The following is a 20,970-nucleotide window of genomic DNA, read 5'->3' on the forward strand; positions in this document are numbered from 1 at the left end:
GCTGAGCCGGAATCCACACCGGCCGCGCCCGTCGTCGCCGCGACCACGACCAGCGACACCCGCCGTCCGGTGTGGAGCGACAACGGCGATGTTCCCTTCGATGACGGCGACAAGCGCGTGGACGACAGCGACACCAAGACCAAGGGCAAGGACGGCGGCGGCAACGAGACGCTGGAGATCCTGAAGACGATCGTCTTCGCCCTGCTGATCGCCCTGGTGCTGCGGACCCTGCTGTTCCAGCCGTTCACCATCCCCTCGGCGTCGATGGAGCCGAACCTCTACGAGGGCGACTACATCGTCGTGTCGAAGTGGAGCTACGGCTATTCCAAGTTCTCCAGCGGCCTGCCGGTGAACCTGCCGCTGGGGGAGGACAGGCTGTTCGGACGCGCGCCGGAGCGCGGCGACATCGTGGTGTTCAAGCTGCCGCGCGACGACCGCACCGACTACATCAAGCGCGTGATCGGCCTGCCCGGCGACCGGGTCCAGGTGATCAACAACCGTCTTCACATCAACGGCCAACCAGTTGAAAACGTAGAGGTCAGCCGCGAGGCGGTTCAGGACATCTTCGGCCCGCGCCAGACGATTCAGCAGCGCGAGACCCTGCCGGGCGGGCGCAGCTACACCATCCAGGACTTCGGCCCGGGCATGGAGCTGGACGACACGCCGGTGTTCGAGGTGCCGGACGGCTACTACTTCATGATGGGCGACAACCGGGACAACTCGATCGACAGCCGCGTGGACGGTTCGCTGAGCGGCGTCGGCCTGGTGCCGGACGAGAACCTGGTCGGCAAGGCGCAGATCATCCTGTTCTCGTGGAGCCCGGGCGCATCGCTGTTCAATCCGGTCACCTGGTTCGCCAACCTCAGGCCCAGCCGCTTCTTCACGATCCTGAACTGATGTCGAACGCGCGCGCCGAAGCCGTCGCGGCGCTGGCCCGGCGGCTGGGCCACGCATTCCGCGACCCCCGACTGCTGGAGCGGGCGCTGACCCACCCCAGCGTCGGCGAAGGGGCCGGGCAGGGCGCCAAGCCCGTGCCGGACAACCAGCGTCTGGAGTTCCTGGGCGACAGGGTGCTGGGGCTGCTGGTCGCCGACACCCTGATGCGTCGCTATCCGGAAGCGGACGAAGGCGACCTGTCGGCGCGCCTGCATGGGCTGGTCGACAAGCCGGCGTGCGCGCGGGTGGCCGAGGCCCTGGGCGTCGGCCCGGCGCTGCGCCTTTCGCCGGGAGAAGCGAAGTCGGGCGGTCGCCGACGCGAAAGCGCTCTGGGCGACGCCATGGAGGCCATCCTCGCGGCCGTGTTCCTGGACGGCGGGCTGGACGCGGCGCGCCGCGTGTTCGACGCCGCCTGGGCCGCCGAGCTCGATGCGCCCGCGCCTCGCGCGGTTGTGAACCCCAAGTCGGCGCTTCAGGAATGGGTGCTGAAGCAGGCCAAACCGCTGCCGCACTATGAGGTCCTGAAGCGCACCGGCTCGGACCACGCCCCGACCTTCACCGTCGAGGTCCGGGTGGCGGGCGTACAGCCCTTGACCGGTCAGGGCAGATCACGTCAGGACGCGGAGAAGGCGGCCGCGACCGCCATGCTCAAGCGCGAAGGCCTGATTTGACCGAACTGGACGTTCCGACCCGCGCAGGCTTCGCCGCCATCATCGGCGCGCCGAACGCCGGCAAGTCGACGCTGGTCAACCGGCTGACCGGAACCAAGGTCTCGATCGTCACCCAGAAGGTCCAGACGACGCGCTTTCCGGTGCGGGGCATCGCCATGGCGGGCCAGGCGCAGATCGTGCTGGTGGACACGCCCGGTATCTTCACGCCGCGCCGCCGGCTGGACCGGGCCATGGTCGCCTCGGCCTGGGGCGGGGCGGAGGACGCCGACGCCATCGTGCATCTGGTCGACGCCCAGGCCGAACTCGGCGCCGAGGATCGCGGCGGATCGGCGGCGGACCGGCGCTCGGCCGACGACACCGCGACCATCATCGAGAACCTGAAGGCGACCGGGGCCCGGGCGATCCTGGCGCTGAACAAGATCGACGGCATGCGCCGCGACAGCCTGCTGGCGCTGTCGCAGCGGCTGTTCGACACCGGCGTCTACGACGAGGTCTTCATGATCTCGGCCGCCACCGGCGACGGGGTCGAGGACCTGCGCGCCCGGCTGGCGGCGCGGATGCCCGAGGGGCCCTGGCTCTATCCGGAGGACCAGAGCGCCGACGTGCCGGTGCGGGTGCTGGCGGCCGAGATCACGCGCGAGAAGGTCTATCTGCGCGTCCATGAGGAGCTGCCGTATTCGGCCGCGGTGGAGACCACGGCCTTCGACGACAAGCCGGACGGCTCGGCGCGGATCGAACAGACCATCTACGTCGAACGCGACAGCCAGCGGCCGATCGTGCTGGGCAAGGGCGGCCAGACCCTCAAGTGGATCGGGCAGAAGGCGCGCGAGGAGCTGATCGAGCTGCTCGACCGGCCCGTCCACCTGTTCCTGACCGTCAAGGTCGACCCGAAGTGGCAGGAAAGCCGGGCCCTCTACGCCCAGTTCGGATTGGAGTACGACGTCTAGTGTTCATCGTTCCCCGGAAGGCGCCGCGTCCCTGGCTTCTGCCGATCATCGCCATCGCCCTGACCGCGACGGCCGCCGCCGGGTTGGGGGTCCGCAGCGTCAGCCCGGTGATCGCCCCTGCGGAGGCCGCCGAGGCCCCGCCGCCGCGCCCGCCCCTGGAGGCTGTCTCCCGCCTGCCGGCGCTGGAGACCCGCATGGCCCGCGCCGGGGACAGAGGCTTCATGGGCGGGGTCCTGGTCGCGCGCGGCGACGAGGTGCTGTTCCGCCAGGTCTATGGCGTGGCCGACGTGCGCACCGGTGAGCCGCTGAAGCTCGACACCCGCTTTCTTCTGGCGTCGGTCTCCAAGCAGTTCACGGCGGCGGCGATCCTGAGGCTCCAGGACGACGGCGTGCTCAGCGTCTCCGATCCGGTGTGCCGCTGGATCCAGCCCTGCCCGGAGGCCTGGCGGCCTGTGCGTCTGGAGCACCTTCTGGCCCATACCTCGGGAATCCCGGATCTGATGGCGCGGCCCGGCTGGGGTCAGGCGCGGGTCACGCCCAAGACGATCGCAGAACTCACATCGGAATCAACCGCCTATAGGCTTCAGTTCCAGCCTGGCACGAAGTTCAGATACGACAACGCGGGCTACAATCTCCTGGCGGACATCGTTGAGCGCGCCTCGGGGCGTCCGTTCTTCGACTATCTGGACGAGGCCTTCTTCCGGCCGCTGAACCTCAACATCGGCTACGGCGAGGGGGCGCCGGACGTGTCCGTCGGACACGCCAACTTCCCCGAGGGGGTGACGCCTCAAACCCAGACCAACCTAAGCATCGTGGTCGGCGCGGGCGCCCTGGCGGGCGATCTGGACGACCTGTTCCTGTGGACACGGGCGCTGCATACCGGGCGGGTGCTGAAGGCCGACAGCTATCGCGCCATGACCTCGGGACACATCGCGTCGGGCGGCGCGCGGCGTCGCGAGTGGGGATACGGCGTGGCGATCGGGGAGCTGGGACAACGCGTCGCGCCGGCCGTGCCGGGTCCCCAGATCTATCACACCGGCAGCTGGTCGGGGTTCCGCAACCTCGTGACCTATCATCCCGACAGCGGCGTCACCGTGGTGGTGCTGACCAACAATTACCACCAGCGCGACGAGGTGCTGCTGATCACCCAGCAGGCCATCGCCGAGGCGGCCGGTCTGCCGGTTCCCCACTTCCGCTGACCGGAACGGGCCGCGCGCTCAGGCTTTACCGTCACTCGACCTCAACGGAGTGACCCCATGCGCGCCCTCGTCCTGAACTGCACCCTGAAGCCTTCGCCGGACCCGTCCAACACCGAGGCCCTGGCGCGGGTGCTGATGCAGCAGTTCGAGGCGGACGGGGTGGAGACCGAACTGGTCCGTCTGGTCGATCTGAACATCAAGCCGGGGGTCGAGAGCGACATGGGCGAGGGCGACGAATGGCCCTCGGTCCGCGAGAAGATCCTGGCCAGCCAGATCTTGGTCATCGCCACCCCGACCTGGCTGGGCCAGCAGTCCAGCGTCTGCATGCGCGCGCTGGAGCGGATGGACGCGCTGATCTCCGAGACCGATGACACGGGCCGCCCCGTCGCCTTCGGCAAGGTGGCGGGCGTCGTCATCACCGGCAACGAGGACGGCGCGCACCATATCGTCGGCACGGTCAGCCAGGCCCTGATCGACATCGGCTTCACCATTCCGGGCCACAGCTGGACCTACTGGCACCTGGGGCCGGGGGTCGGCCCGGACTACACCCAGACCGACCAGGGCCACGATTACTCCGACCGGGTGGGGCGGAACGCGGCGCGAAACCTGACGGCGGCGGCGAGGGCGCTGTCCTCGAGCACCTTCCCCGTTCCCGAAAGCGGCGAGTGAGCCTAGTCTGGCGGCCATGATCGCGCTCATCGCCCCCCTGGCCCTTCAGGCCGCCCCCGATCCCGCGGAGACGGAGGTGGCCGCCGTTCTGGACGCGCTGAACGCGGCCTCCTCGTCAGCGAACGAAGAAGCCTACTTCGGGCTGTTCACGCCGGAGGCCCGCTTCGTCGGCACCGACGCGTCCGAGCACTGGACTCTGGACGAGTTCCGCGCCTTCGCGCGGCCCTACTTCGCGAGAGGGCGGGCCTGGTCCTACCCGGCGACGGAGCGGACGGTCACAGTCGCTGACATCCCCTGCCGATGCGTCGCCTGGTTCGAGGAGAAGCTGATCAACGGCGCATATGGCGAGACGCGCGGCTCGGGCGTGCTTCGCCTGACCGACGACGGCTGGAAGATCGAGCAGTATGTGCTGAGCTTCACCGTGCCGAACGACCGGGCGTCGGCCGTCGTCGCCGCCATTCGGGGCGACGCCGCGGAGTGATGGAGTTCCAGGACGACGCCTTCGTCCTGGCGGCGCGGGCGCACGGCGACACCGGCGTGGTGGTCGAGCTGCTGACCGAAACGCACGGCCGGATCGCGGCCTATGTCGCCGGCGGGGCGTCCCGCCGCATGAAGCCCTTCCTGCAGCCGGGCGCGCGGGTCGTGTCGGACTATCGCGCGCGCACGTCGGAACATCTGGGCGGGGCGAAGCTGGAGCCGGTGGGGGAGGGGCCGTCGGCCCTGTTCGACGATCCGCTGGCCCTGACCGGCCTCGCGGCGGCGGCGGCGGTGGCGCAGGGGGCCTTGCCTGAGCGGGAGGCGCATGCGGGCGCCTTCTACGGGTTCGAGGCCCTGATGGCCGCCTTCGCCGTGCCCGAGGTCTGGCCCGCCGTCTTCGTGCGGTTCGAGGCCGGGCTGCTGGACGAGCTGGGGTTCGGTCTGGACCTCAGCCGCTGCGGCGCCACCGGCGCGACCGACGAACTGGTCTGGGTCAGCCCGAGGACCGGCCGGGCGGTCAGCCGGGCGGCGGGCGCCCCCTATGCCGACAAGCTTCTGTCCCTGCCGCCGTTCCTGCTGGGCGCCCAGGCTGGGCTGGCGGAGGGCGACGTGGGGGCGGGCCTGGAGCTGACCGGTCACTTCCTGGAGCGCAACGTGTTCCACCCCCTCAACCGGCCGCTGCCGTCCGCCAGGGTGTGGATGATCGACCAGTTGCGCGCGGCCGGGCGCCTGTGACCCTGGGTGAGGCGTGCTAGTGAGCAAGGGGTGAGCAGGCCCGCGCCCGCTATGCTCACCTCTCGCCCACGAGCACTTTTCACCGGTCCTCGATGAGCGGCGCCGCTAGACTCCCGACCTGAACCTCCCGATTCGAAGCCGCATGACCGTTCACACCCCCACGCCCGAAGGCGGGCGCATCGTCGAGGAGCCGCTGAGCGAGGCGCTGAGCCGGCGCTATCTGGCCTACGCCCTGTCGACCATCACCAACCGGGCGCTGCCGGACGTGCGCGACGGTTTCAAGCCGGTGCACCGGCGCATCCTCTTCGCCATGCACCAGATGCGGCTCAACCCGCAGGCGGCGGCGAGGAAGTGCGCCAAGGTCGTCGGCGAGGTGATGGGCGGGTACCATCCGCACGGCGACGCCTCGATCTATGACGCCCTGGTGCGCCTGGCCCAGGACTTCTCGCAGCGCTATCCGCTGGTCGACGGGCAAGGGAACTTCGGCAACATCGACGGCGATAACCCCGCCGCCATGCGCTATACCGAGTGCAAGCTGACGCCGGCGGCGCAGCTCTTGCTCGAGGGCATCGACCAGGACGCCGTCGACTTCCGACCGACCTACGACGACCAGGACGAGGAGCCGGTCGTCCTGCCGGCGGGCTTTCCGAACCTTCTGGCCAACGGGGCCTCGGGCATCGCGGTGGGGATGGCGACTTCGATCCCCCCGCACAACGCGGGCGAGCTGATCGACGCCTGTCAGCTGCTGCTGCAGAACCCAGAGGCCACGACCGCCGAGCTGGTCGAGCGTGTCCCCGGGCCGGACTTCCCCACCGGCGGGGTGGCGGTCGAGGGCGGGGCGGCGATCCTGGAGGCCTATGAGACCGGGCGGGGCGGCGTACGGCTGCGCGCCCGCTGGGAGACCGAGGACCTGGGTCGCGGCCTCTGGCGGATCGTGGTCACCGAGATCCCGTATCAGGTGGGCAAGTCCAAGCTGATCGAGGACCTGGCCAACCTCATCGAGAACAAGAAGGCGCCGCTGCTGGCCGACGTGCGCGACGAGTCGGCCGAGGACATCCGGCTGGTCCTGGAGCCCCGGAGCCGCACGGTCGAGCCCGAGGTCCTGATGGAGAGCCTGTTCAAGCTCTCGGACCTGGAGATCCGCTTTCCGATCAACATGAACGTGCTGGACGCCACCGGCACGCCGCGCGTTCTGGGGCTGAAGGCGTGCCTGGAGGCGTTCATCGAGCACCGCCGCGACGTCCTGGTGCGACGTGGCAAGTGGCGGATCGAACGCATTGAAAAGCGACTGCATCTGCTCGAAGGTCTGCGGATCGTCTTCCTCAATCTGGATGAGGTGATCCGGATCGTCCGCGAGGAGGAGCAGCCCAAGGCGGTGCTGATCGCCCGCTTCGGCCTGACCGAGCTTCAGGCGGACTTCGTGCTCGATACCCGTCTGCGCCAGCTGGCGCGGCTGGAGGAGATGTCGATCGAGAATGAATTCAAGGCATTGTCCGAGGAACTTGCGGGTCTGAAGGCGATGATCGCCTCGCCGGCCCAGCAGTCGAAGCTGATCTCGGTGGGTCTGGAGGACGTCAGGAAGGCCCTGATCTCGCCGCGCCGCACGACGATCGGGGAGCCGGTGGACGTCTCGGGCCTGGCTCCGGTCGAGGCCTTCATTCCCCGCGAGGCGATCACGGTGATCCTGTCCGAGCGCGGCTGGATCCGCGCCGCCAAGGGCAAGGTCGACGATCCGTCGGAGCTGAAGTTCAAGGAGGGGGACCAGCTGGGCTGGCTGGTCCCGGCCTATACGACCGACAAGATCCTGATCGCCGCCTCGGACGGGCGGGTGTTCACGGTCGGCGCGGACCGGCTGGCCTCGGGACGTGGTCACGGCGAGCCGCTGCGCCTCATGATCGATTTGGAGGAGGGCGCCGAGATCGTCGGCGTGCTGGCCCACCAGCCGGGCGCGAAGGTGCTGGTGGCCTCTAAGGCCGGCTACGGCTTCGTGGCGCCCGAGGACGACCTGATCGCCCAGAAGCGCGGCGGCAGGCAGGTGCTGAACGGCGAGATGCTGACCCTGCTGCGCGTCGCCGGCGACCACGTCGCCACCATCGGCGACAACATCAAGGCGCTGATCTTCCCCGTGTCCGAACTGCCGGAGATGGGCCGCGGCAAGGGCGTGAAGCTGCAGAGCTTCAAGCAAGGCGGCCTCGCCGATGTCGCCGTGTTCGCCGCCGAGACCGGGCCGGAGTGGGTCGACGGCGGCGGCCGCCGCCGCAACTGGCCCGACTGGAAGGACTGGCTGGGCAAGCGCGCCCAGGCCGGTCGTCAGGGGCCGCGGGGCCTGCGGAAGTTCAGGTAGGACGGTGATCCCTTCTCCCCTTGTGGGAGAAGGTGTCATGCGGAGCATGACGGATGAGGGGTGTAAGCGCGACCTCCGTCATTTACAGCGCTTGACTGGTGTCAGTCGTCCGTCGTCGCGTTGACCCCCCTCATCCGAGCCGCTTCGCGGCCCACCTTCTCCCACAAGGGGAGAAGGAGACCTCCCTACCTCCGCTCCGCCGCCTTCGCCGCGTCCCACAGGGCGTCCATCTCGGCGAGGTCGGACTGGTCGGGCGCGCGACCCTGTTTCGCAAGTTCCGCCTCTATGAATTGGAATCGCCGGACGAATTTGGCGTTGGCGGACCGTAGGGCGTCCTCCGGCTCCACGCCGAGCTTGCGGGCCAGGTTGGCGACGACGAACAGCAGGTCGCCCATCTCCTCGGCGGCCTTGGCCGCGTCGCCCGAGGCGATCTCGGCCTTCAGCTCGCCGATCTCCTCCTCCAGCTTGGCGAACACCTCGTCGGTCGAGGGCCAGTCGAAGCCGACGCGGGCGGCGCGCTTGGTCAGTTTGGCGGCGCGATGCAGCGCGGGCAGGCCCACGGGGACGTCGTCCAGCACCCCATGCTGGGCTTTCGAGGCGCGCTCGGCCGCCTTGATGTCCTCCCAGCGGAGCTTCTGGCTGGCGCCGTCGCCCTTGGCGGCTTCGTCACCGAAGACGTGCGGATGACGGCGCTCCAGCTTGTCGGCGATCGCCGTCGCCACGTCGTCGAAGGCGAACAGGCCCCGCTCCTCGGCCATGCGCGCATGGAACACGACCTGGAACAGCAGGTCGCCGAGTTCGCTCTTCAGGTCGTCGAAGTCGCCGCGATCGATGGCGTCGGCGACCTCATAGGCCTCTTCGAGCGTATAGGGCGCGATGGTCGCGAACGTCTGCTCCACGTCCCAGGGGCAGCCGCCGTCGGGGTCGCGCAAGCGCACCATGATGCCCTTCAGCCGATCGATCGGGGTCATGCGGAGGCTCCGTCGCGGGCGGCCAGCCGGGCGCGGATCTCCGCGTGCCGCTCGGGCGTCAGCGGATAGATGCGCAGCACCACGGCCGAGAGCAGCAGCAGCGCCACGGGCGCGGCGATGAAAAGCCATTGCAGGCCGAGGATCACGCCCGGCTCGTTGACCGCGCCGGGCTCCGCATCGAAGCCGATCCATTCCAGCACCGCGAAGGCGCCGACGGAGACGGCGTAGCCCAGCTTGGAGGTGGCGTTCAGGATCGAGAACAGCAGGCCGGTGCGGTCCGCCGAGGTATCCAGCCGGATGGCGTCGGACGCATCCGCCATCATCGCCCTGAGCAGCAGGTCCGACGCCCCGAAGGCCAGTCCCGTGCCGAAGATGGCGGCGAGCGCGGCGGGGAAATTGCCCGCGGGAACAAGCAGGGTCGCGGCGGCGAAGCTGCCGGCGAAATAGACGCTGGCGACCGCGAGCGCCCGATGCTTGCCCATGCGGGTGGCCAGCCACGCCCAGCCGGGCGCGCCCACCAGACCGGCGACGAAATAGACCAGCAGCATCAGCGAGGTCTGGTCCCGCTCGAACCCGCGCGCCTGCTCGAAGAAGTAGAAGAACAGCACCCCGATCAGGCCCCGCGCGGCGCCGAGCAGGAGGTCGCTGAGCAGCAGCCGGCGCAGCACCGGCTTGGCGATCAGCGACAGGGTGGCGGTCAGGCCCCCGTGCGGCGGCGCCTCGACCCCCTTGGGCTCCGGCGTGAAGCGGATCGTCACGAACAGGGCGATGGGCAGGAGCGCGATGATGAACAGTCCCTGGGCCCGCACGGCGTCGACGTAGGAGTGGCCGAGGCCCTGGACGATCGGCGGGATCAGCAGCACCGCCAGGACGCCGACGATGTTGGCCGCCTGCCACCACCCGTAGATGCGCGAGCGCTGATCGTAGTCGGGCGACAGCACCGAGGCCCAGCTCATCTGGCTGAGCAAGCTGATCGAGTAGCCGAGGTACATGACCACAAGCCACAGGGCGAGGTGACCGGCCCCCGCGCCCGGCTGGACCAGGAACAGCAGCCCGACCGACAGCATCAGGATCGGCGCCCCCGCCACCATCCAGACTCGGTAGCGGCCGAAGCGGGTGGAGGTGCGGTCGATGATCAGGCCCAGCGCCGGGTCCACCACGATGTCGGCGAGCCGCACGACCAGGAAGATCAGGCTGACGGCCGCCAGCGAGACGCCGACGTGGCTGGCGTAGAACTCCGGCAGGGTGACGTAGACCGGCAAACCCAGCGCCGCATAGGGCAGGCAGCTGGCGGCGAAGGCGGCGAGCGTCCAGTTGGAGCGGCGCACGACAGGGGGCGAGGCGGACATGTCAGACCGGAAGGAGCGGGCGCCGAGTCGGCCCGTCCGCATCCTGCCGCGCCGGACCGCCGAGCGCGAGCGGCTTGCGGGGCGGCCCGGCTTGAGGCTTCCTTGGCGGGTGAAGGCGATGTCGATCCTGCTGGCCGTCGTCGGCCTCCTGTGCGTTTCCCCCGTCGCGCGGGCGCAGGAGATCTGCGACGCGGGCGCCGCCGAGTGGGCGACGGCCGCCGAGGCGAACGCCCTCAACGTCTACAGCCTGGAATGGACCCCGTTCGACCGGGTCGAATACGGCTGGATCACCTATCTGCCGCTGATCCAGAAAGAGCTCGACACGCGGTGCGCGCCGGGAAGTCCGGTGTTCGCCGCGCGGCTCGCGGCGGTCCAGGCCCGGTTCGCCCTTCCCGCGACGGGCGTCTTCGACCCCGCTGTCTTCCAGATCTTCCGGGGGCTGTGGCAGGAGCGCCGGCCCTTCGTGATGGCGCGCGTCGCCGACATCTGCCCGGAGCCGCCGCCGCTGCGCGAGCTCGGCTATCTGGTGGCGGAGGAGGAGCACGCCGATCGCCTGACGCGGTTGCTCAGGCGCGACACCCTGGCCGCCTATCGCCGCATGGTCGCCGCCGCCCGCGCGGAGATCCCGGAGATCGCCGCCGATCCCGAACTGCTGCAGATCTTCTCCGGCTTTCGCGATCCGGAGGCGGATGCCGCGCGCTGCGCGACCGAGGGCAACTGCGACGGGCTGCGCCGGGCCGTGTGCTCTCCGCACCGGACGGGCGCGGCGGTGGATCTGTATGTCGGCCATATCGAGGGACTCGGCGTCGACTCGACCCACCCCGACAGCCGCCGCCACATGAGCCAGGGGGCGACCTATCGCTGGCTGGTCCAGAACGCCGGCCGCTTCGGCTTTGTCCCCTACGTCTACGAACCCTGGCATTGGGAGTATGTGGGGGAGGCGATGGCGGAGGCGGCGGCGCCGTGATCCGCGCCCTGACGCCGGGCGAGCGCGCCTTGGCCTCGGCGGCGATCGGGCCGGCGCTGAGGCTCGATACGATCCGCATTCTGGCCGCGCCCGGGCTGTCTCGCGCCTTCGTCCCCGGCCGCTGGCTCGGGCGGGACTGGATCATCTGGCCGCGCCGCAAGCTGTCGGCGGACCTTTCGCAGGCCCCGCTCAGCCGCCAGGCGGTGTTCGTGCACGAGATGGTTCATGTGCTGCAGAGCCAGTCGGGCGTGCCGCTGGCGGTCGGCAAGCTGAAGGCGGGCGACAGCCCGGAGTCCTACCGCTATCCCACCCACGCCGCCTGTCGCTGGTCGGACCTGAACATCGAGCAGCAGGCGATGGTGATCGAGCATCGTTTTCGCCGGAGCCGAGGTGGAACGACGGCGGCGCAGCCGGATTTCTACGAACGGGTGCGCCCCGACTGAAATGCGACTTCGCGCGCCTTGAAGGCCTGCGGCCCGAACCTATATGGCAACCGTTCCTGTTACAGAACAGGTCCACACAAGATTCGAGGATCGCGAGATGGCGAAGGTTCTGGTGCTTTATCACTCCACCTACGGGCACATCGAGAAGATGGCCGAGGCGGTGGCCGAGGGCGCGCGCTCGGTGGAGGGCGTCACAGCCGATATCAAGCGGGTGCCAGAGCTGGTGCCCGAGGAACTGGCCCGCAAAAGCGGCTACAAGCTGGACCAGGCCGCGCCGATCGCCAGTGTCGATGACCTGGAGCAGTACGACGCCATCATCGTGGGCGCGGGCACCCGCTTCGGCACCGCCGCGTCGCAGATGCGCAACTTCTGGGACCAGACCGGCGGCGTGTGGTTCCAGGGCAAGCTGGTGGGCAAGGTCGGCGCGGCCTTCACCTCCTCGGCCACTCAGCACGGCGGCAACGAGACGACCCTGATCGGCCTGATCCAGACCCTGATGCACCACGGCATGGTGGTGGCGGGTCTGCCCTACGCCTTCCAGGGCCAGATGACGCTGGAGGAGATCTCCGGCGGCAGCCCCTATGGCGCCACGACCATCACCGGCGGCGACGGCAGCCGCTTCCCCAGCGAGAACGAGCTGGCGGGCGCCCGGCACCAGGGCGAATGGGTGGCGCAGCTCGCTAAGAAGCTGCACGGCTGATGACCGCCCCGGCTGTCTTCTTCGGCCACGGGTCCCCGATGAACGCGCTGGGCGGCCCCTACGCCGCCGCCTGGCGCGATCTCGGCGCCGCGATCGGGAGGCCCCGAGGCGTGGTCATGGTGTCCGCTCACTGGGAAACCGACGGCGCGCGGGCGACCGCCCAGGCCCAGCCCCGCACGATCCACGACTTCGGCGGCTTTCCCGCTGAACTTCACGCCTATGATTACCCGGCGCCGGGCGCTCCGGCCCTCGCCGCGCGGGTGGCGGACCTCACGGGGGCGGCGCCCGTGGACGAATGGGGGCTGGACCACGGGACCTGGTCGGTGCTGACGCATGTCTGGCCCCAGGCCGACGTGCCCGTGATTCAGCTGTCGCTCGATCGAAACCTCGGCCCCCAGGGCCATTTCGAGCTGGCGCGACGCCTGGCGTCCCTGAGGGACGAGGGGGTGGTGGTCGCCGGTTCCGGCGACTTCGTGCACAACCTGCGGACCTGGAAACGCGGCGGCGGCGAGCCGTACGGCTGGGCGGTCGCCTTCAACGAGGCCGTGAAGGACGCTCTGCGGCGTGGCGACGACCAGGCCCTGATCGATTGGGTGGGTCTGGCCGAGGACGCCCAGATGAGCGTGCCGACGGACGAGCACTTCCTGCCGCTGCTGTACGTCGCCGCCCAGCGCCGGCCGGGCGACGACGTCAGCTTCTTCAACGACGTCATCGAGGGCGGTTCGATCTCGATGACAGGCGTCAGGATCGGTTAGCGACGCTTCATCGCCGCGTCGGCGGACCAGGGGCCAGGGCCGGCGGCGGCGATGTACAGGAACACGAAGCAGTAGAGCGCGATCAGCTCCCCGCCGTTGAGGATCGGGTAGAACCCCTGTCCGCCGTGCGCCACCCAGTAGCCGACCGCGCAGAAGCCGGAGGCCAGGAAGGCGGCCGGCCGGGTCAGCAGCCCCAGCACCAGGAGCGCGCCCAGGATCAACTCCAGCGGGCCCGACAGGCCTGCGAGGCTGAGGCCCGGCGGCGGCACGCCCTCGACCACGGGGAAGCCCAGCACCTTTGCGGTGCCGTGCTGCACGAACAGCAGGCCTGACATGATCCGCAGCACGCTGAGCAGCGGTCCCTGATAACGCGATAGTCCGTCGAACATTCGGCCCTCCCTCGGTTTCGACCCGGGGAGGCTGGATCAAGCGTCGCCGTTGGGCAACCGCGAAAGGATCAGGCGGCCTTGTCCATCTCGACCAGCTGCTGGATCGAGACGTAGTCCGTCTTGCCGGTGCCCAGCACCGGCAGTTCGGCGACGCGCACGATCTTCTTCGGAACGGCCAGCTCGGGGGCGCCGTGATCCCGGGCCCACTCTGTCAGGCGCGCCACTTCGGCATCCGAGCGGTCGGTGACCAGCACCAGCTTCTCTCCCTTGCGGGTGTCGGCCACGGCGACGACGGCGTGACGGCCCTCCGGCCAGACGGCGGAAGCCAGTCCCTCGACGGCGGCCAGGCTGACCATCTCGCCGCCGATCTTGGCGAAACGCTTGGCGCGGCCGAGGATGGAGATGTAGCCCTCCTCGTCGATGTCGACGATGTCGCCGGTGTCGTGCCAGCCGTCGGGCAGGGGCTCGACCCGCTCGGGATCGCCTTCCGCGAGGTATCCGGACATCACGTTCGGGCCGCGGAGATAAAGCCGCGCGCCTTCGTCGATCCCCTCGATCGGCTCCAGCCGCCACTCCATACCGGGCAGCACCTGGCCGACGCTGCCGGGCCGGTTGCGGTCGGGGTGGTTCACCGCGACGACCGGCGCCGCTTCGGTGGCGCCGTAACCCTCGAGCAGCTTGAGGCCGTGGAAGCGGGTGTTGAACAGGTGGTGGGTCTCGTCGCGCACCTTCTCGGCGCCCGCGACGACGAACTGCAGGGTGTCGAAGTCATCAGCGCCCGCGACGCGCGCGTACTGGTTCAGGAAGGTGTCGGTGGCCAGAAGGATCGACGCCTTCACGTCGGGCAGCAGCTCGACGATCTGCTTGGCGTGCAGCGGCGAGGGATACTCGAACGCCTTCATCCCGGTGAGGATCGGCAGCAGGACCCCGCCGGTCAGGCCGAAGCAGTGGAAGGTCGGCAGCGGGTTGAACATCACCCACTCCGGCTTCAACGCGATGTGCTGGGCGACCTGGCGGGTGTTGGACACCAGGTTCCACTGGCTGAGGACCACGCCCTTGGGCGAACCGAAGCTGCCGGAGGTGAACAGGATCACGCCCGGCGCGGCCGGATCGGTGCGGGCGCGGAATCGCTTGGGCATCAGCCCGGCCATCAGGCCGTAGACCTTGTCCTGGAGCCCGATCGAGGCGCGCACGTCGTCCAGCCAGACGATTTCGGCCACCGTGCCGATGGCCGCGACCAGGTCCTCCAGCTTGGCCTGATCGATGAAGCGGCGCGCGGTCAGCACACGCTTGACGCCCGCCGCCTGGATCGCCGCCTTCACGTTCCGCTCGCCGGCCGTGAAGTTCAGCATCGTCGGGATGCGCCCGTGGGCGTGCAGGCCGAAGAAGGTCACCACCACGCCCATCGAGGACGGCAGCAGCACGCCGACCCGCTCCCCCGGCTCGGTCAGGGCCGCGATCTTGCGGCCCAGCACGAAGGCCGCGCGGATCAGGCCGGTGTAGGTGAGGGGCTTGCGGTCCTGATCCTCAAGGATCTCCTTGTCGCCGAACCGGTCGCGCGCCTCGATCAGCGCGTCGAAAACGGTCTCAGGGGAGCTGGCTGTCAGCGGTACGCGCAATCGTTCCTCCGCCGGCCGGGTTGATCGCGGCCTGGTGTCTGTCGTCGCGGAAACTAGACAGCGCCCGAGGCGAAGAAAAGATGCGTTACGTCGCGTGAGCTTCCGTCGCGGGCGCCTCGCTTGCCATTTGCCGGGGAAACGCCGACATACCGGGCGAAATGGCGACCCTGATCGACACACTCACGGCCCGTCCCTCCGACCTGCGCCACCCGGAGAAGCGCAACCGGCCGGAGACGGCGGTGCTGAAGAAGCCCGAGTGGCTGAGGGTCAAGGCGCCCGGCTCGGGCCAGTACAACGCCACTAAGGCGATCGTGCGCGACAAGGGCCTGCACACCGTCTGCGAAGAGGCGGCCTGTCCCAACATCGGCGAGTGCTGGAGCCAGAAGCACGCCACCCTGATGATCATGGGCGACACCTGCACGCGGGCGTGCGCCTTCTGCAACGTGAAGACCGGCCTGCCGGAGCCGCTGGACCCGGAGGAGCCCGCCAAGGTGGGGCTGGCGGTTCGGCAGATGGGCCTGAACCACGTGGTGATCACCTCCGTGGATCGGGACGACGTGAATGACGGCGGCGCGGCCCACTTCGCCGAGGTGGTGCGGCAGATCCGGCTTCAGGCGCCGAACACGACCGTCGAAATCCTGACGCCCGACTTCCTGAGGAAGGACGGCGCGGCCGAGGTGATGATCGACGCCCGGCCGGACGTCTTCAACCACAACCTGGAGACCGTGCCGCGGCTGTATCTGAAGATCCGCCCCGGCGCCCGTTACTTCCACTCGCTGCGCCTGCTCCAGATGGTCAAGGAGCGCGACCCCAACCAGTTCACCAAGTCCGGCATCATGGTCGGCCTGGGCGAAACCAAGGAGGAGGTCATGCAGGTCATGGACGACATGCGCTCCGCCGGCGTCGACTTCATCACCATCGGCCAGTACCTCCAGCCCACCCGCAAGCACGCGGCCATCGAGCGCTTCGTCACGCCCGAGGAGTTCAAGGCCTATGAGGCGATCGCCCGCGCCAAGGGCTTCCTGATGGTGTCGTCCTCGCCCCTGACCCGTTCGTCGCACCACGCGGGCGACGACTTCGCCCGGCTGAAGGCCGCGCGCGAGGGGCTGAACCGCTCGACGGCCCGCTGACCGACCGCCTTGGCCGTCCATCGCGTCACCCGCATCCTGCCCTACGCCCCCCATCAGCTCGCCGAGCTGGTGGCGGACGTGGACGCCTATCCGCGATTCGTGCCGTGGGTCACGTCCATGCGCACCTGGAACCGGCGTGAAGAGGGCGGGGTCCGCATGCTTGATGCGGAGGCCTCGGTCGGCTTCTCGTTCCTGAAGGAGCGGTTCTCCACCTGGGTGCGCCACGATCCCCGCCTGCCGTCCGTCGAGGTGGGGCTGCTGCGCGGCCCGTTCCGGCACCTGAGGAACCGCTGGGAGTTCCACCCGCACCCCGAGGGCGCGCGGCTGGAGTTCATGATCGACTTCGCCTTCAAGAGCCGGCTGCTGGATGCGATGCTGCACGCCAACTTCGACCGGGCGGTCGGATCGCTGATCCGCTGCTTCGAGGACGAGGCGCGGCGGCGGTTTGGGGCGACGGCTTAAGCCGGCCGCACGAGCACGATCTTCTTCTTGCCGGCGCCGAGCTTGAGCACGCCGTCGGCGTTGAGGTCGGCCTCGGTCAGCACCCGCGCGCCGTCCGCGATCGCCCCGTCATTCAGTCGCAGGCCGCCGCCCTGGGCCAGGCGCCGCGCCTCGCCGTTCGAGGCGGTCAGGCCCGCGCGTGTGGCGACGGCGGCGATCATCTGGCCGATCACTTCCGCGCGCGGCAGCTCGACCGAGGGCAGGTCGGCGGAGAGGCGGCCCTGTTCAAACGCGGCCTCGGCGGCGGCGCGCGCCTTCCGCGCCTCCTCCGCCCCGTGCAGCATGGTCGTGGCGGCGTCGGCGAGCGCCTTCTTGGCGTCGTTGATCCCGGCGCCCTCCAGCGCCTCGAGCCGCGCGATCTCGTCGAGCGGCAGGTCGGTGAACAGGCGCAGGAACCGGCCCACGTCGGCGTCGTCGACGTTCCGCCAGAACTGCCAGTAGTCGAAGGGCGAGAGCTGGTCGGCGTTCAGCCAGACGGCGCCCTGAGCGGTCTTGCCCATCTTGCCGCCCGAGGCGGTCGTGAGCAGCGGGGTCGTCAGGCCGAAGGCGGTCAGGCCCTCGTTGCGGCGCACCAGATCGACGCCCGAGGTGATGTTCCCCCACTGGTCCGAGCCGCCCATCTGCAGCGTCACGTTCAGCCGCCGGTTCAGCTCCAGGAAGTCCACCGACTGCATGAGCATGTAGTTGAACTCGAGGAAGGTCATCGGCTGCTCGCGCTCGAGGCGCAGCTTGACCGAGTCGAAGGCGAGCATCCGGTTGATCGTGAACTGCGTCCCGAACTCGCGCAGGAACTGGACATAGCCATAGGTCGACAGCCAGTCGTCGTTGTCGACCATGACCGCGTCGGTGGGGCCGTCGCCGAAGCTCAGGAACTTCGAGAACACCGTCTTGATCGAGGCGATGTTGGCCTTGATCGTCGCGTCGGTCAGTTGCGGGCGGGACGCGTCCTTGCCGGTCGGGTCGCCGACCTTGGTGGTGCCGCCGCCCATCAGCACGACGGGCTTGTGCCCCGCCTGCTGCAGCCGGCGCAGCATCATGATCTGGATCAGGCTGCCGACGTGCAGCGACGGGGCGGTGGCGTCGAAGCCGATGTAGGCCGCGACCACCCCCTTGTTCAGCGCCGCGTCCAGCTCGGCCGGATGGGTGATCTGGTGGATGTAGCCGCGCGCCTGGAGCGTCTGGAGGAAGTCGGACTGGAAGGCGGTCTCGGTCATGGCTCAGGCGGGGCTTGGCTTCGGGAGGAGGGGGCGTGTAGCACGACGGGATGCCGGAGCGAACCGACAGTCCGACGATGCTGGAAGTCCAGCTGATGCCGCATCCGAGCTCGCCCGAGAGCCCCATCGATTCACTGACGGTCCACTTGGAGCGCGACGGTCTGGCGCTGTGGCTTCGCTTCGTGGCCGAGGGCCGGATGCCCGGGGTGGTCTGGCCCGGACCCGTCGAGCCGGGGCGCACGGACGACCTGTGGCGGCATAGCTGCTTCGAGGCTTTCGTCGAGGCCGACGGCGGCTATGTGGAGTACAATCTGTCTCCGTCCGGACAGTGGGCTAGCTACCGGTTTGACTCGCCGCGTCAGGGCATGCGGAGCGCCCAAGAGGTTGCGACGCCCGGCGAGCTGGATCTGGCCCAGGACATGCTGGCGCTGGAGACGCGGATCGAGCTGCCGAACGGCGCGCGGCGGCTCGGGCTTTCCGCCGTCATCGAGTCCGTCGACGGCTCGTTCTCCTATTGGGCGCTGGCCCATCCGTCGGATAAGCCCGACTTCCACCACCCCGACTCCTTCGTCCTGGAGCTGCCATGAAGTTCGGCATCGACCGCCTGCTCGCCGATCCCGCCCTGCTGGCCGAGCTGAAGGGGCGGCGCGTGGGGCTTCTGGCGCATCCGGCGTCGGTGACGGCGGATCTGACCCATTCGATCGACGCCCTGATCGCGGCGGGGGTGAAGATCAGCGCCGCCTTCGGTCCCCAGCACGGGATGAAGGGCGACCTGCAGGACAATATGATGGAGACGCCGGACGAGACCGATCCGGTCCACGGCTTTCCGGTGTTCAGCCTGTACGGCGAGGTGCGGCGGCCGACGGGGCAGATGCTGTCGACGTTCGACGTCATCCTGGTGGACCTGCAGGACCTGGGGTGCCGCATCTACACCTTCGTGACGACGCTGCTCTATGTGCTGGAGGCGGCGGCGGAGACGGGCAAGACCGTCTGGGTGCTGGACCGGCCCAATCCGGCGGGGCGGCCGGTCGAGGGACTGACGCTGAGGCCCGGGTTCGATAGCTTCGTCGGGGCGGGTCCGATGCCGATGCGCCACGGCCTGACGATGGGCGAGATGGGCCGCTGGTTCATCGACCACTTCAAGCTAGACGTCGATTACCGCGTGATTGAGATGCAGGGCTATGATCCCGAGGCGGTGCCCGGCTTCGGCTGGCCGGTGGGGCGGAGGGAGTGGATCAACCCCAGCCCGAACGCGCCGAACCTGTCGATGGCGCGCTGCTATGCCGGGACCGTCATGCTGGAGGGCGCGACCCTGTCGGAGGGACGGGGCACCACCCGGCCGCTGGAGCTGTTCGGGGCCCCTGACATCGACGCCCGGGCGGTGATCGCCGAGATGCACAGGCTGGCGCCGGACTGGCTGGGCGGTTGCGTGCTGAGGGACATGTGGTTCCAGCCGACCTTCCACAAGCACGTGGGCCGGCTGTGTTCGGGCGTGCAGATTCATGTGGAGGGGCCGCACTACGATCATGCGGCCTTCAGGCCGTGGCGGGTCCAGGCGCTGGGCTTCAAGGCGATCCGGCGGTTGTATCCGGACTACGAGCTTTGGCGCGACTTCCCCTACGAATACGCCTTCGACCGCCTGCCCATCGACACCATCAACGGCGGGCCCGGCCTGCGGGACTGGGTGGACGATCCCCAGTCGACGCCGGGCGACCTGGACGCCCTGACCCGGCCGGACGAGGCGGCGTGGGACGAGGTGCGACGTTCCGTCCTGATCTACTGATCTCGCTTGAACGCCGACCGGCGGTCGCGTAACTCGGCCGCCAGCGGACCGGGCCCCTCTGACGTCTGGAGGCAGACGTGATGTCGGACCGCATCGAGCGAGCTCGGTGCGCGGCGACTTAACCGGTCGATCCCTGAACACGCTCCGAGGTCGCTCCCTAGCGAAGGGGAGTCCTATGGACCTGATGAGTTTCTTCCTGGCCGAGTGGCTGGGCAAGCCGGCCTGGATGTGGCTGGCGTTCATGGGCGTGGTCGTGGCGCTTCTGGTGCTCGACCTTGGCGTCCTGCATCGCGATCAGCACGAGATCGGCGTGCGCGAGAGCCTGCTGTTGTCCAGCATGTACATCGCCATCGCGCTCGTCTTCGGCGGCTGGGTGTGGTGGGAGCTGGGCAGCCAGTCCGGCGTGGAATACCTGACCGGCTTCGCGATCGAGAAGTCGCTGGCGATGGACAACGTCTTCGTCATCGCGATGATCTTCGGCTACTTCGCCATCCCGCGCGCGCTCCAGCACCGGGTCCTGTTCTGGGGCATCCTGGGCGTGATCGTGCTGCGGGCCCTGATGATCGGGGCGGGCGCGGCCCTGGTCAGCCAGTACGGCTGGGTACTGTATATCTTCGCCGCCTTTCTGATCTTCACCGGGATCAAGATGTTCTTCGCCGGAGACGGTCACGCCGACGTGGGGGCCAATCCGCTGGTGAAGTGGATGCGCGGGCATCTGAGGATCACCGATCAGCTGCACGGCCAGAAGTTCTTCGTGCGCGAGCCGCATCCCAAGACCGGCAGGATGGTGGTCTGGGCTACGCCGATGTTCCTGGCGCTGGTGATGATCGAGATCGCCGACGTGATCTTCGCGGTCGATTCGGTGCCGGCGATCTTCGCCATCACGACCGACCCCTACATCGTCTACACCTCCAACATCTTCGCCATCCTGGGCCTCAGGGCGCTGTACTTCGCCCTCGCCGCCATCATCCACCGCTTCGCCTATCTGAAGCAGGCGCTGGCCGTTCTCCTGGTGTTCATCGGCGGCAAGATCTTCGTCGCGGACATCCTGGGCTGGGAGAAGTTCCCGGCGGAGTGGTCGCTGGCCATCACCGCCCTGATCCTGACGGGCGGCGTGGTCTGGTCGCTGTGGAAGACGAAGGGGCAGCCGCCGGCCGAGGCGGCGCCTTGA

The 20,970-nt window shown here is 69.1% G+C and carries 22 protein-coding genes; 17 read left to right on the forward strand and 5 right to left on the reverse strand.

The window, feature by feature from the left end:
- Positions 1–117: 117 nt before the first annotated feature.
- The 8 genes from lepB (at position 118) to parC (ending at position 7,978) form a co-directional block, all read left to right on the forward strand.
- Positions 118–897, forward strand: a complete 780-nt coding sequence (gene lepB / locus ACFFGE_RS01285) for a signal peptidase I (protein ID WP_376835168.1) — start codon at positions 118–120, stop codon at positions 895–897.
- On the forward strand, positions 897–1,607 hold the full coding sequence (gene rnc / locus ACFFGE_RS01290; RefSeq protein WP_376833522.1) for a ribonuclease III: 711 nt from the start codon (positions 897–899) through the stop codon (positions 1,605–1,607). The genes lepB and rnc overlap by 1 nt, the downstream gene beginning before the upstream one ends.
- The gene (gene era / locus ACFFGE_RS01295; protein WP_376833524.1) at positions 1,604–2,554 is read left to right on the forward strand and encodes a GTPase Era; all 951 of its coding nucleotides are present in this window, start codon (positions 1,604–1,606) and stop codon (positions 2,552–2,554) included. Before rnc ends, era begins: the two co-directional genes overlap by 4 nt.
- The gene (locus ACFFGE_RS01300) at positions 2,554–3,753 is read left to right on the forward strand and encodes a serine hydrolase domain-containing protein (protein WP_376833526.1); all 1,200 of its coding nucleotides are present in this window, start codon (positions 2,554–2,556) and stop codon (positions 3,751–3,753) included. The genes era and ACFFGE_RS01300 overlap by 1 nt, the downstream gene beginning before the upstream one ends.
- 57 nt (positions 3,754–3,810) lie before the next feature.
- Positions 3,811–4,422 carry a flavodoxin family protein gene (locus ACFFGE_RS01305; RefSeq protein ID WP_376833528.1) on the forward strand — a complete coding sequence of 204 codons (612 nt, stop codon included), beginning with the start codon at positions 3,811–3,813 and terminating at the stop codon, positions 4,420–4,422.
- 16 nt (positions 4,423–4,438) lie between these two features.
- Complete coding sequence (locus ACFFGE_RS01310; RefSeq protein ID WP_376833530.1) at positions 4,439–4,903, forward strand: nuclear transport factor 2 family protein; 465 nt, start codon at positions 4,439–4,441, stop codon at positions 4,901–4,903.
- Positions 4,903–5,634: a DNA repair protein RecO gene (gene recO, locus ACFFGE_RS01315; protein ID WP_376833533.1), complete on the forward strand. Its 732-nt coding sequence runs from the start codon at positions 4,903–4,905 to the stop codon at positions 5,632–5,634. Before ACFFGE_RS01310 ends, recO begins: the two co-directional genes overlap by 1 nt.
- 142 nt (positions 5,635–5,776) lie before the next feature.
- A complete protein-coding gene (gene parC, locus ACFFGE_RS01320; RefSeq protein ID WP_376833535.1) occupies positions 5,777–7,978 on the forward strand; it encodes a DNA topoisomerase IV subunit A in 2,202 nt (733 codons plus the stop codon).
- A 185-nt stretch (positions 7,979–8,163) separates the two neighbouring features.
- On the opposite strand, the gene mazG is transcribed toward parC, so the two are convergent.
- Both mazG and ACFFGE_RS01330 read right to left on the reverse strand, forming a co-directional pair.
- A complete protein-coding gene (mazG, locus tag ACFFGE_RS01325) occupies positions 8,164–8,949 on the reverse strand; it encodes a nucleoside triphosphate pyrophosphohydrolase (protein WP_376833537.1) in 786 nt (261 codons plus the stop codon).
- On the reverse strand, positions 8,946–10,298 hold the full coding sequence (locus ACFFGE_RS01330; RefSeq protein ID WP_376833539.1) for an MFS transporter: 1,353 nt from the start codon (positions 10,296–10,298) through the stop codon (positions 8,946–8,948). Before ACFFGE_RS01330 ends, mazG begins: the two co-directional genes overlap by 4 nt.
- On the opposite strand from ACFFGE_RS01330, the gene ACFFGE_RS01335 reads away from it, so the two are divergent.
- The 4 genes from ACFFGE_RS01335 to ygiD all read left to right on the forward strand — a co-directional run bounded on the left by ACFFGE_RS01335 (position 10,297) and on the right by ygiD (position 13,163).
- A complete protein-coding gene (locus ACFFGE_RS01335) occupies positions 10,297–11,265 on the forward strand; it encodes a D-alanyl-D-alanine carboxypeptidase family protein (protein WP_376833541.1) in 969 nt (322 codons plus the stop codon). The genes ACFFGE_RS01330 and ACFFGE_RS01335 overlap by 2 nt on opposite strands.
- Complete coding sequence (locus ACFFGE_RS01340; RefSeq protein WP_376833543.1) at positions 11,262–11,708, forward strand: hypothetical protein; 447 nt, start codon at positions 11,262–11,264, stop codon at positions 11,706–11,708. Before ACFFGE_RS01335 ends, ACFFGE_RS01340 begins: the two co-directional genes overlap by 4 nt.
- Before the next feature lie 97 nt (positions 11,709–11,805).
- Positions 11,806–12,408, forward strand: coding sequence for an NAD(P)H:quinone oxidoreductase (wrbA, locus tag ACFFGE_RS01345; protein ID WP_376833545.1), 603 nt, complete (start codon positions 11,806–11,808; stop codon positions 12,406–12,408).
- Positions 12,408–13,163 carry a 4,5-DOPA-extradiol-dioxygenase gene (gene ygiD, locus ACFFGE_RS01350; protein ID WP_376833547.1) on the forward strand — a complete coding sequence of 252 codons (756 nt, stop codon included), beginning with the start codon at positions 12,408–12,410 and terminating at the stop codon, positions 13,161–13,163. The genes wrbA and ygiD overlap by 1 nt, the downstream gene beginning before the upstream one ends.
- On the opposite strand, the gene ACFFGE_RS01355 is transcribed toward ygiD, so the two are convergent.
- Both ACFFGE_RS01355 and ACFFGE_RS01360 read right to left on the reverse strand, forming a co-directional pair.
- Positions 13,160–13,552: a DoxX family protein gene (locus tag ACFFGE_RS01355; RefSeq protein WP_376833549.1), complete on the reverse strand. Its 393-nt coding sequence runs from the start codon at positions 13,550–13,552 to the stop codon at positions 13,160–13,162. The genes ygiD and ACFFGE_RS01355 overlap by 4 nt on opposite strands.
- Positions 13,553–13,620: 68 nt before the next feature.
- Complete coding sequence (locus tag ACFFGE_RS01360) at positions 13,621–15,171, reverse strand: AMP-binding protein (protein WP_376833551.1); 1,551 nt, start codon at positions 15,169–15,171, stop codon at positions 13,621–13,623.
- A 158-nt stretch (positions 15,172–15,329) separates the two neighbouring features.
- Here ACFFGE_RS01360 and lipA point away from each other — a divergent pair, with 158 nt between their 5' ends.
- Positions 15,330–16,301: a lipoyl synthase gene (lipA, locus tag ACFFGE_RS01365; protein WP_376833554.1), complete on the forward strand. Its 972-nt coding sequence runs from the start codon at positions 15,330–15,332 to the stop codon at positions 16,299–16,301.
- Positions 16,302–16,310: 9 nt separating this feature from the next.
- Entirely contained in the window at positions 16,311–16,763 is a 453-nt protein-coding gene (locus ACFFGE_RS01370; protein ID WP_376833556.1) for a type II toxin-antitoxin system RatA family toxin, read from the forward strand.
- Here ACFFGE_RS01370 and tyrS read toward each other — a convergent pair.
- Positions 16,760–18,016, reverse strand: a complete 1,257-nt coding sequence (tyrS, locus tag ACFFGE_RS01375; protein ID WP_376833559.1) for a tyrosine--tRNA ligase — start codon at positions 18,014–18,016, stop codon at positions 16,760–16,762. The genes ACFFGE_RS01370 and tyrS overlap by 4 nt on opposite strands.
- Positions 18,017–18,066: 50 nt before the next feature.
- Between tyrS and ACFFGE_RS01380 the strand changes: the two genes are divergently transcribed.
- From ACFFGE_RS01380 to ACFFGE_RS01390, 3 genes are all read left to right on the forward strand, one after another.
- On the forward strand, positions 18,067–18,603 hold the full coding sequence (locus ACFFGE_RS01380; RefSeq protein ID WP_376833562.1) for a DOMON-like domain-containing protein: 537 nt from the start codon (positions 18,067–18,069) through the stop codon (positions 18,601–18,603).
- The gene (locus ACFFGE_RS01385) at positions 18,600–19,799 is read left to right on the forward strand and encodes an exo-beta-N-acetylmuramidase NamZ family protein (protein WP_376833565.1); all 1,200 of its coding nucleotides are present in this window, start codon (positions 18,600–18,602) and stop codon (positions 19,797–19,799) included. The genes ACFFGE_RS01380 and ACFFGE_RS01385 overlap by 4 nt, the downstream gene beginning before the upstream one ends.
- 184 nt (positions 19,800–19,983) lie before the next feature.
- Positions 19,984–20,970, forward strand: coding sequence for a TerC family protein (locus ACFFGE_RS01390; protein WP_376835170.1), 987 nt, complete (start codon positions 19,984–19,986; stop codon positions 20,968–20,970).

The sequence above is a fragment of the Brevundimonas balnearis genome (assembly GCF_042434805.1).
GTDB lineage: Bacteria > Pseudomonadota > Alphaproteobacteria > Caulobacterales > Caulobacteraceae > Brevundimonas > Brevundimonas balnearis.

What these genes read in the sequence shown, in the direction of transcription:
- ACFFGE_RS01390 (WP_376835170.1), top strand. Translation starts at nt 19,984, where the DNA reads ATGAGTTTCTTCCTGGCCGAGTGGCTGGGCAAGCCGGCCTGGATGTGG.
- ACFFGE_RS01385 (WP_376833565.1), top strand. Translation starts at nt 18,600, where the DNA reads ATGAAGTTCGGCATCGACCGCCTGCTCGCCGATCCCGCCCTGCTGGCC.
- lipA (WP_376833554.1), top strand. Translation starts at nt 15,330, where the DNA reads ATGGCGACCCTGATCGACACACTCACGGCCCGTCCCTCCGACCTGCGC.
- parC (WP_376833535.1), top strand. Translation starts at nt 5,777, where the DNA reads ATGACCGTTCACACCCCCACGCCCGAAGGCGGGCGCATCGTCGAGGAG.
- ACFFGE_RS01310 (WP_376833530.1), top strand. Translation starts at nt 4,439, where the DNA reads ATGATCGCGCTCATCGCCCCCCTGGCCCTTCAGGCCGCCCCCGATCCC.
- mazG (WP_376833537.1), bottom strand. Translation starts at nt 8,949, where the DNA reads ATGACCCCGATCGATCGGCTGAAGGGCATCATGGTGCGCTTGCGCGAC.
- ACFFGE_RS01330 (WP_376833539.1), bottom strand. Translation starts at nt 10,298, where the DNA reads ATGTCCGCCTCGCCCCCTGTCGTGCGCCGCTCCAACTGGACGCTCGCC.
- ygiD (WP_376833547.1), top strand. Translation starts at nt 12,408, where the DNA reads ATGACCGCCCCGGCTGTCTTCTTCGGCCACGGGTCCCCGATGAACGCG.
- rnc (WP_376833522.1), top strand. Translation starts at nt 897, where the DNA reads ATGTCGAACGCGCGCGCCGAAGCCGTCGCGGCGCTGGCCCGGCGGCTG.
- recO (WP_376833533.1), top strand. Translation starts at nt 4,903, where the DNA reads ATGGAGTTCCAGGACGACGCCTTCGTCCTGGCGGCGCGGGCGCACGGC.
- ACFFGE_RS01335 (WP_376833541.1), top strand. Translation starts at nt 10,297, where the DNA reads ATGTCAGACCGGAAGGAGCGGGCGCCGAGTCGGCCCGTCCGCATCCTG.
- tyrS (WP_376833559.1), bottom strand. Translation starts at nt 18,016, where the DNA reads ATGACCGAGACCGCCTTCCAGTCCGACTTCCTCCAGACGCTCCAGGCG.
- ACFFGE_RS01380 (WP_376833562.1), top strand. Translation starts at nt 18,067, where the DNA reads ATGCCGGAGCGAACCGACAGTCCGACGATGCTGGAAGTCCAGCTGATG.
- ACFFGE_RS01305 (WP_376833528.1), top strand. Translation starts at nt 3,811, where the DNA reads ATGCGCGCCCTCGTCCTGAACTGCACCCTGAAGCCTTCGCCGGACCCG.
- ACFFGE_RS01355 (WP_376833549.1), bottom strand. Translation starts at nt 13,552, where the DNA reads ATGTTCGACGGACTATCGCGTTATCAGGGACCGCTGCTCAGCGTGCTG.
- wrbA (WP_376833545.1), top strand. Translation starts at nt 11,806, where the DNA reads ATGGCGAAGGTTCTGGTGCTTTATCACTCCACCTACGGGCACATCGAG.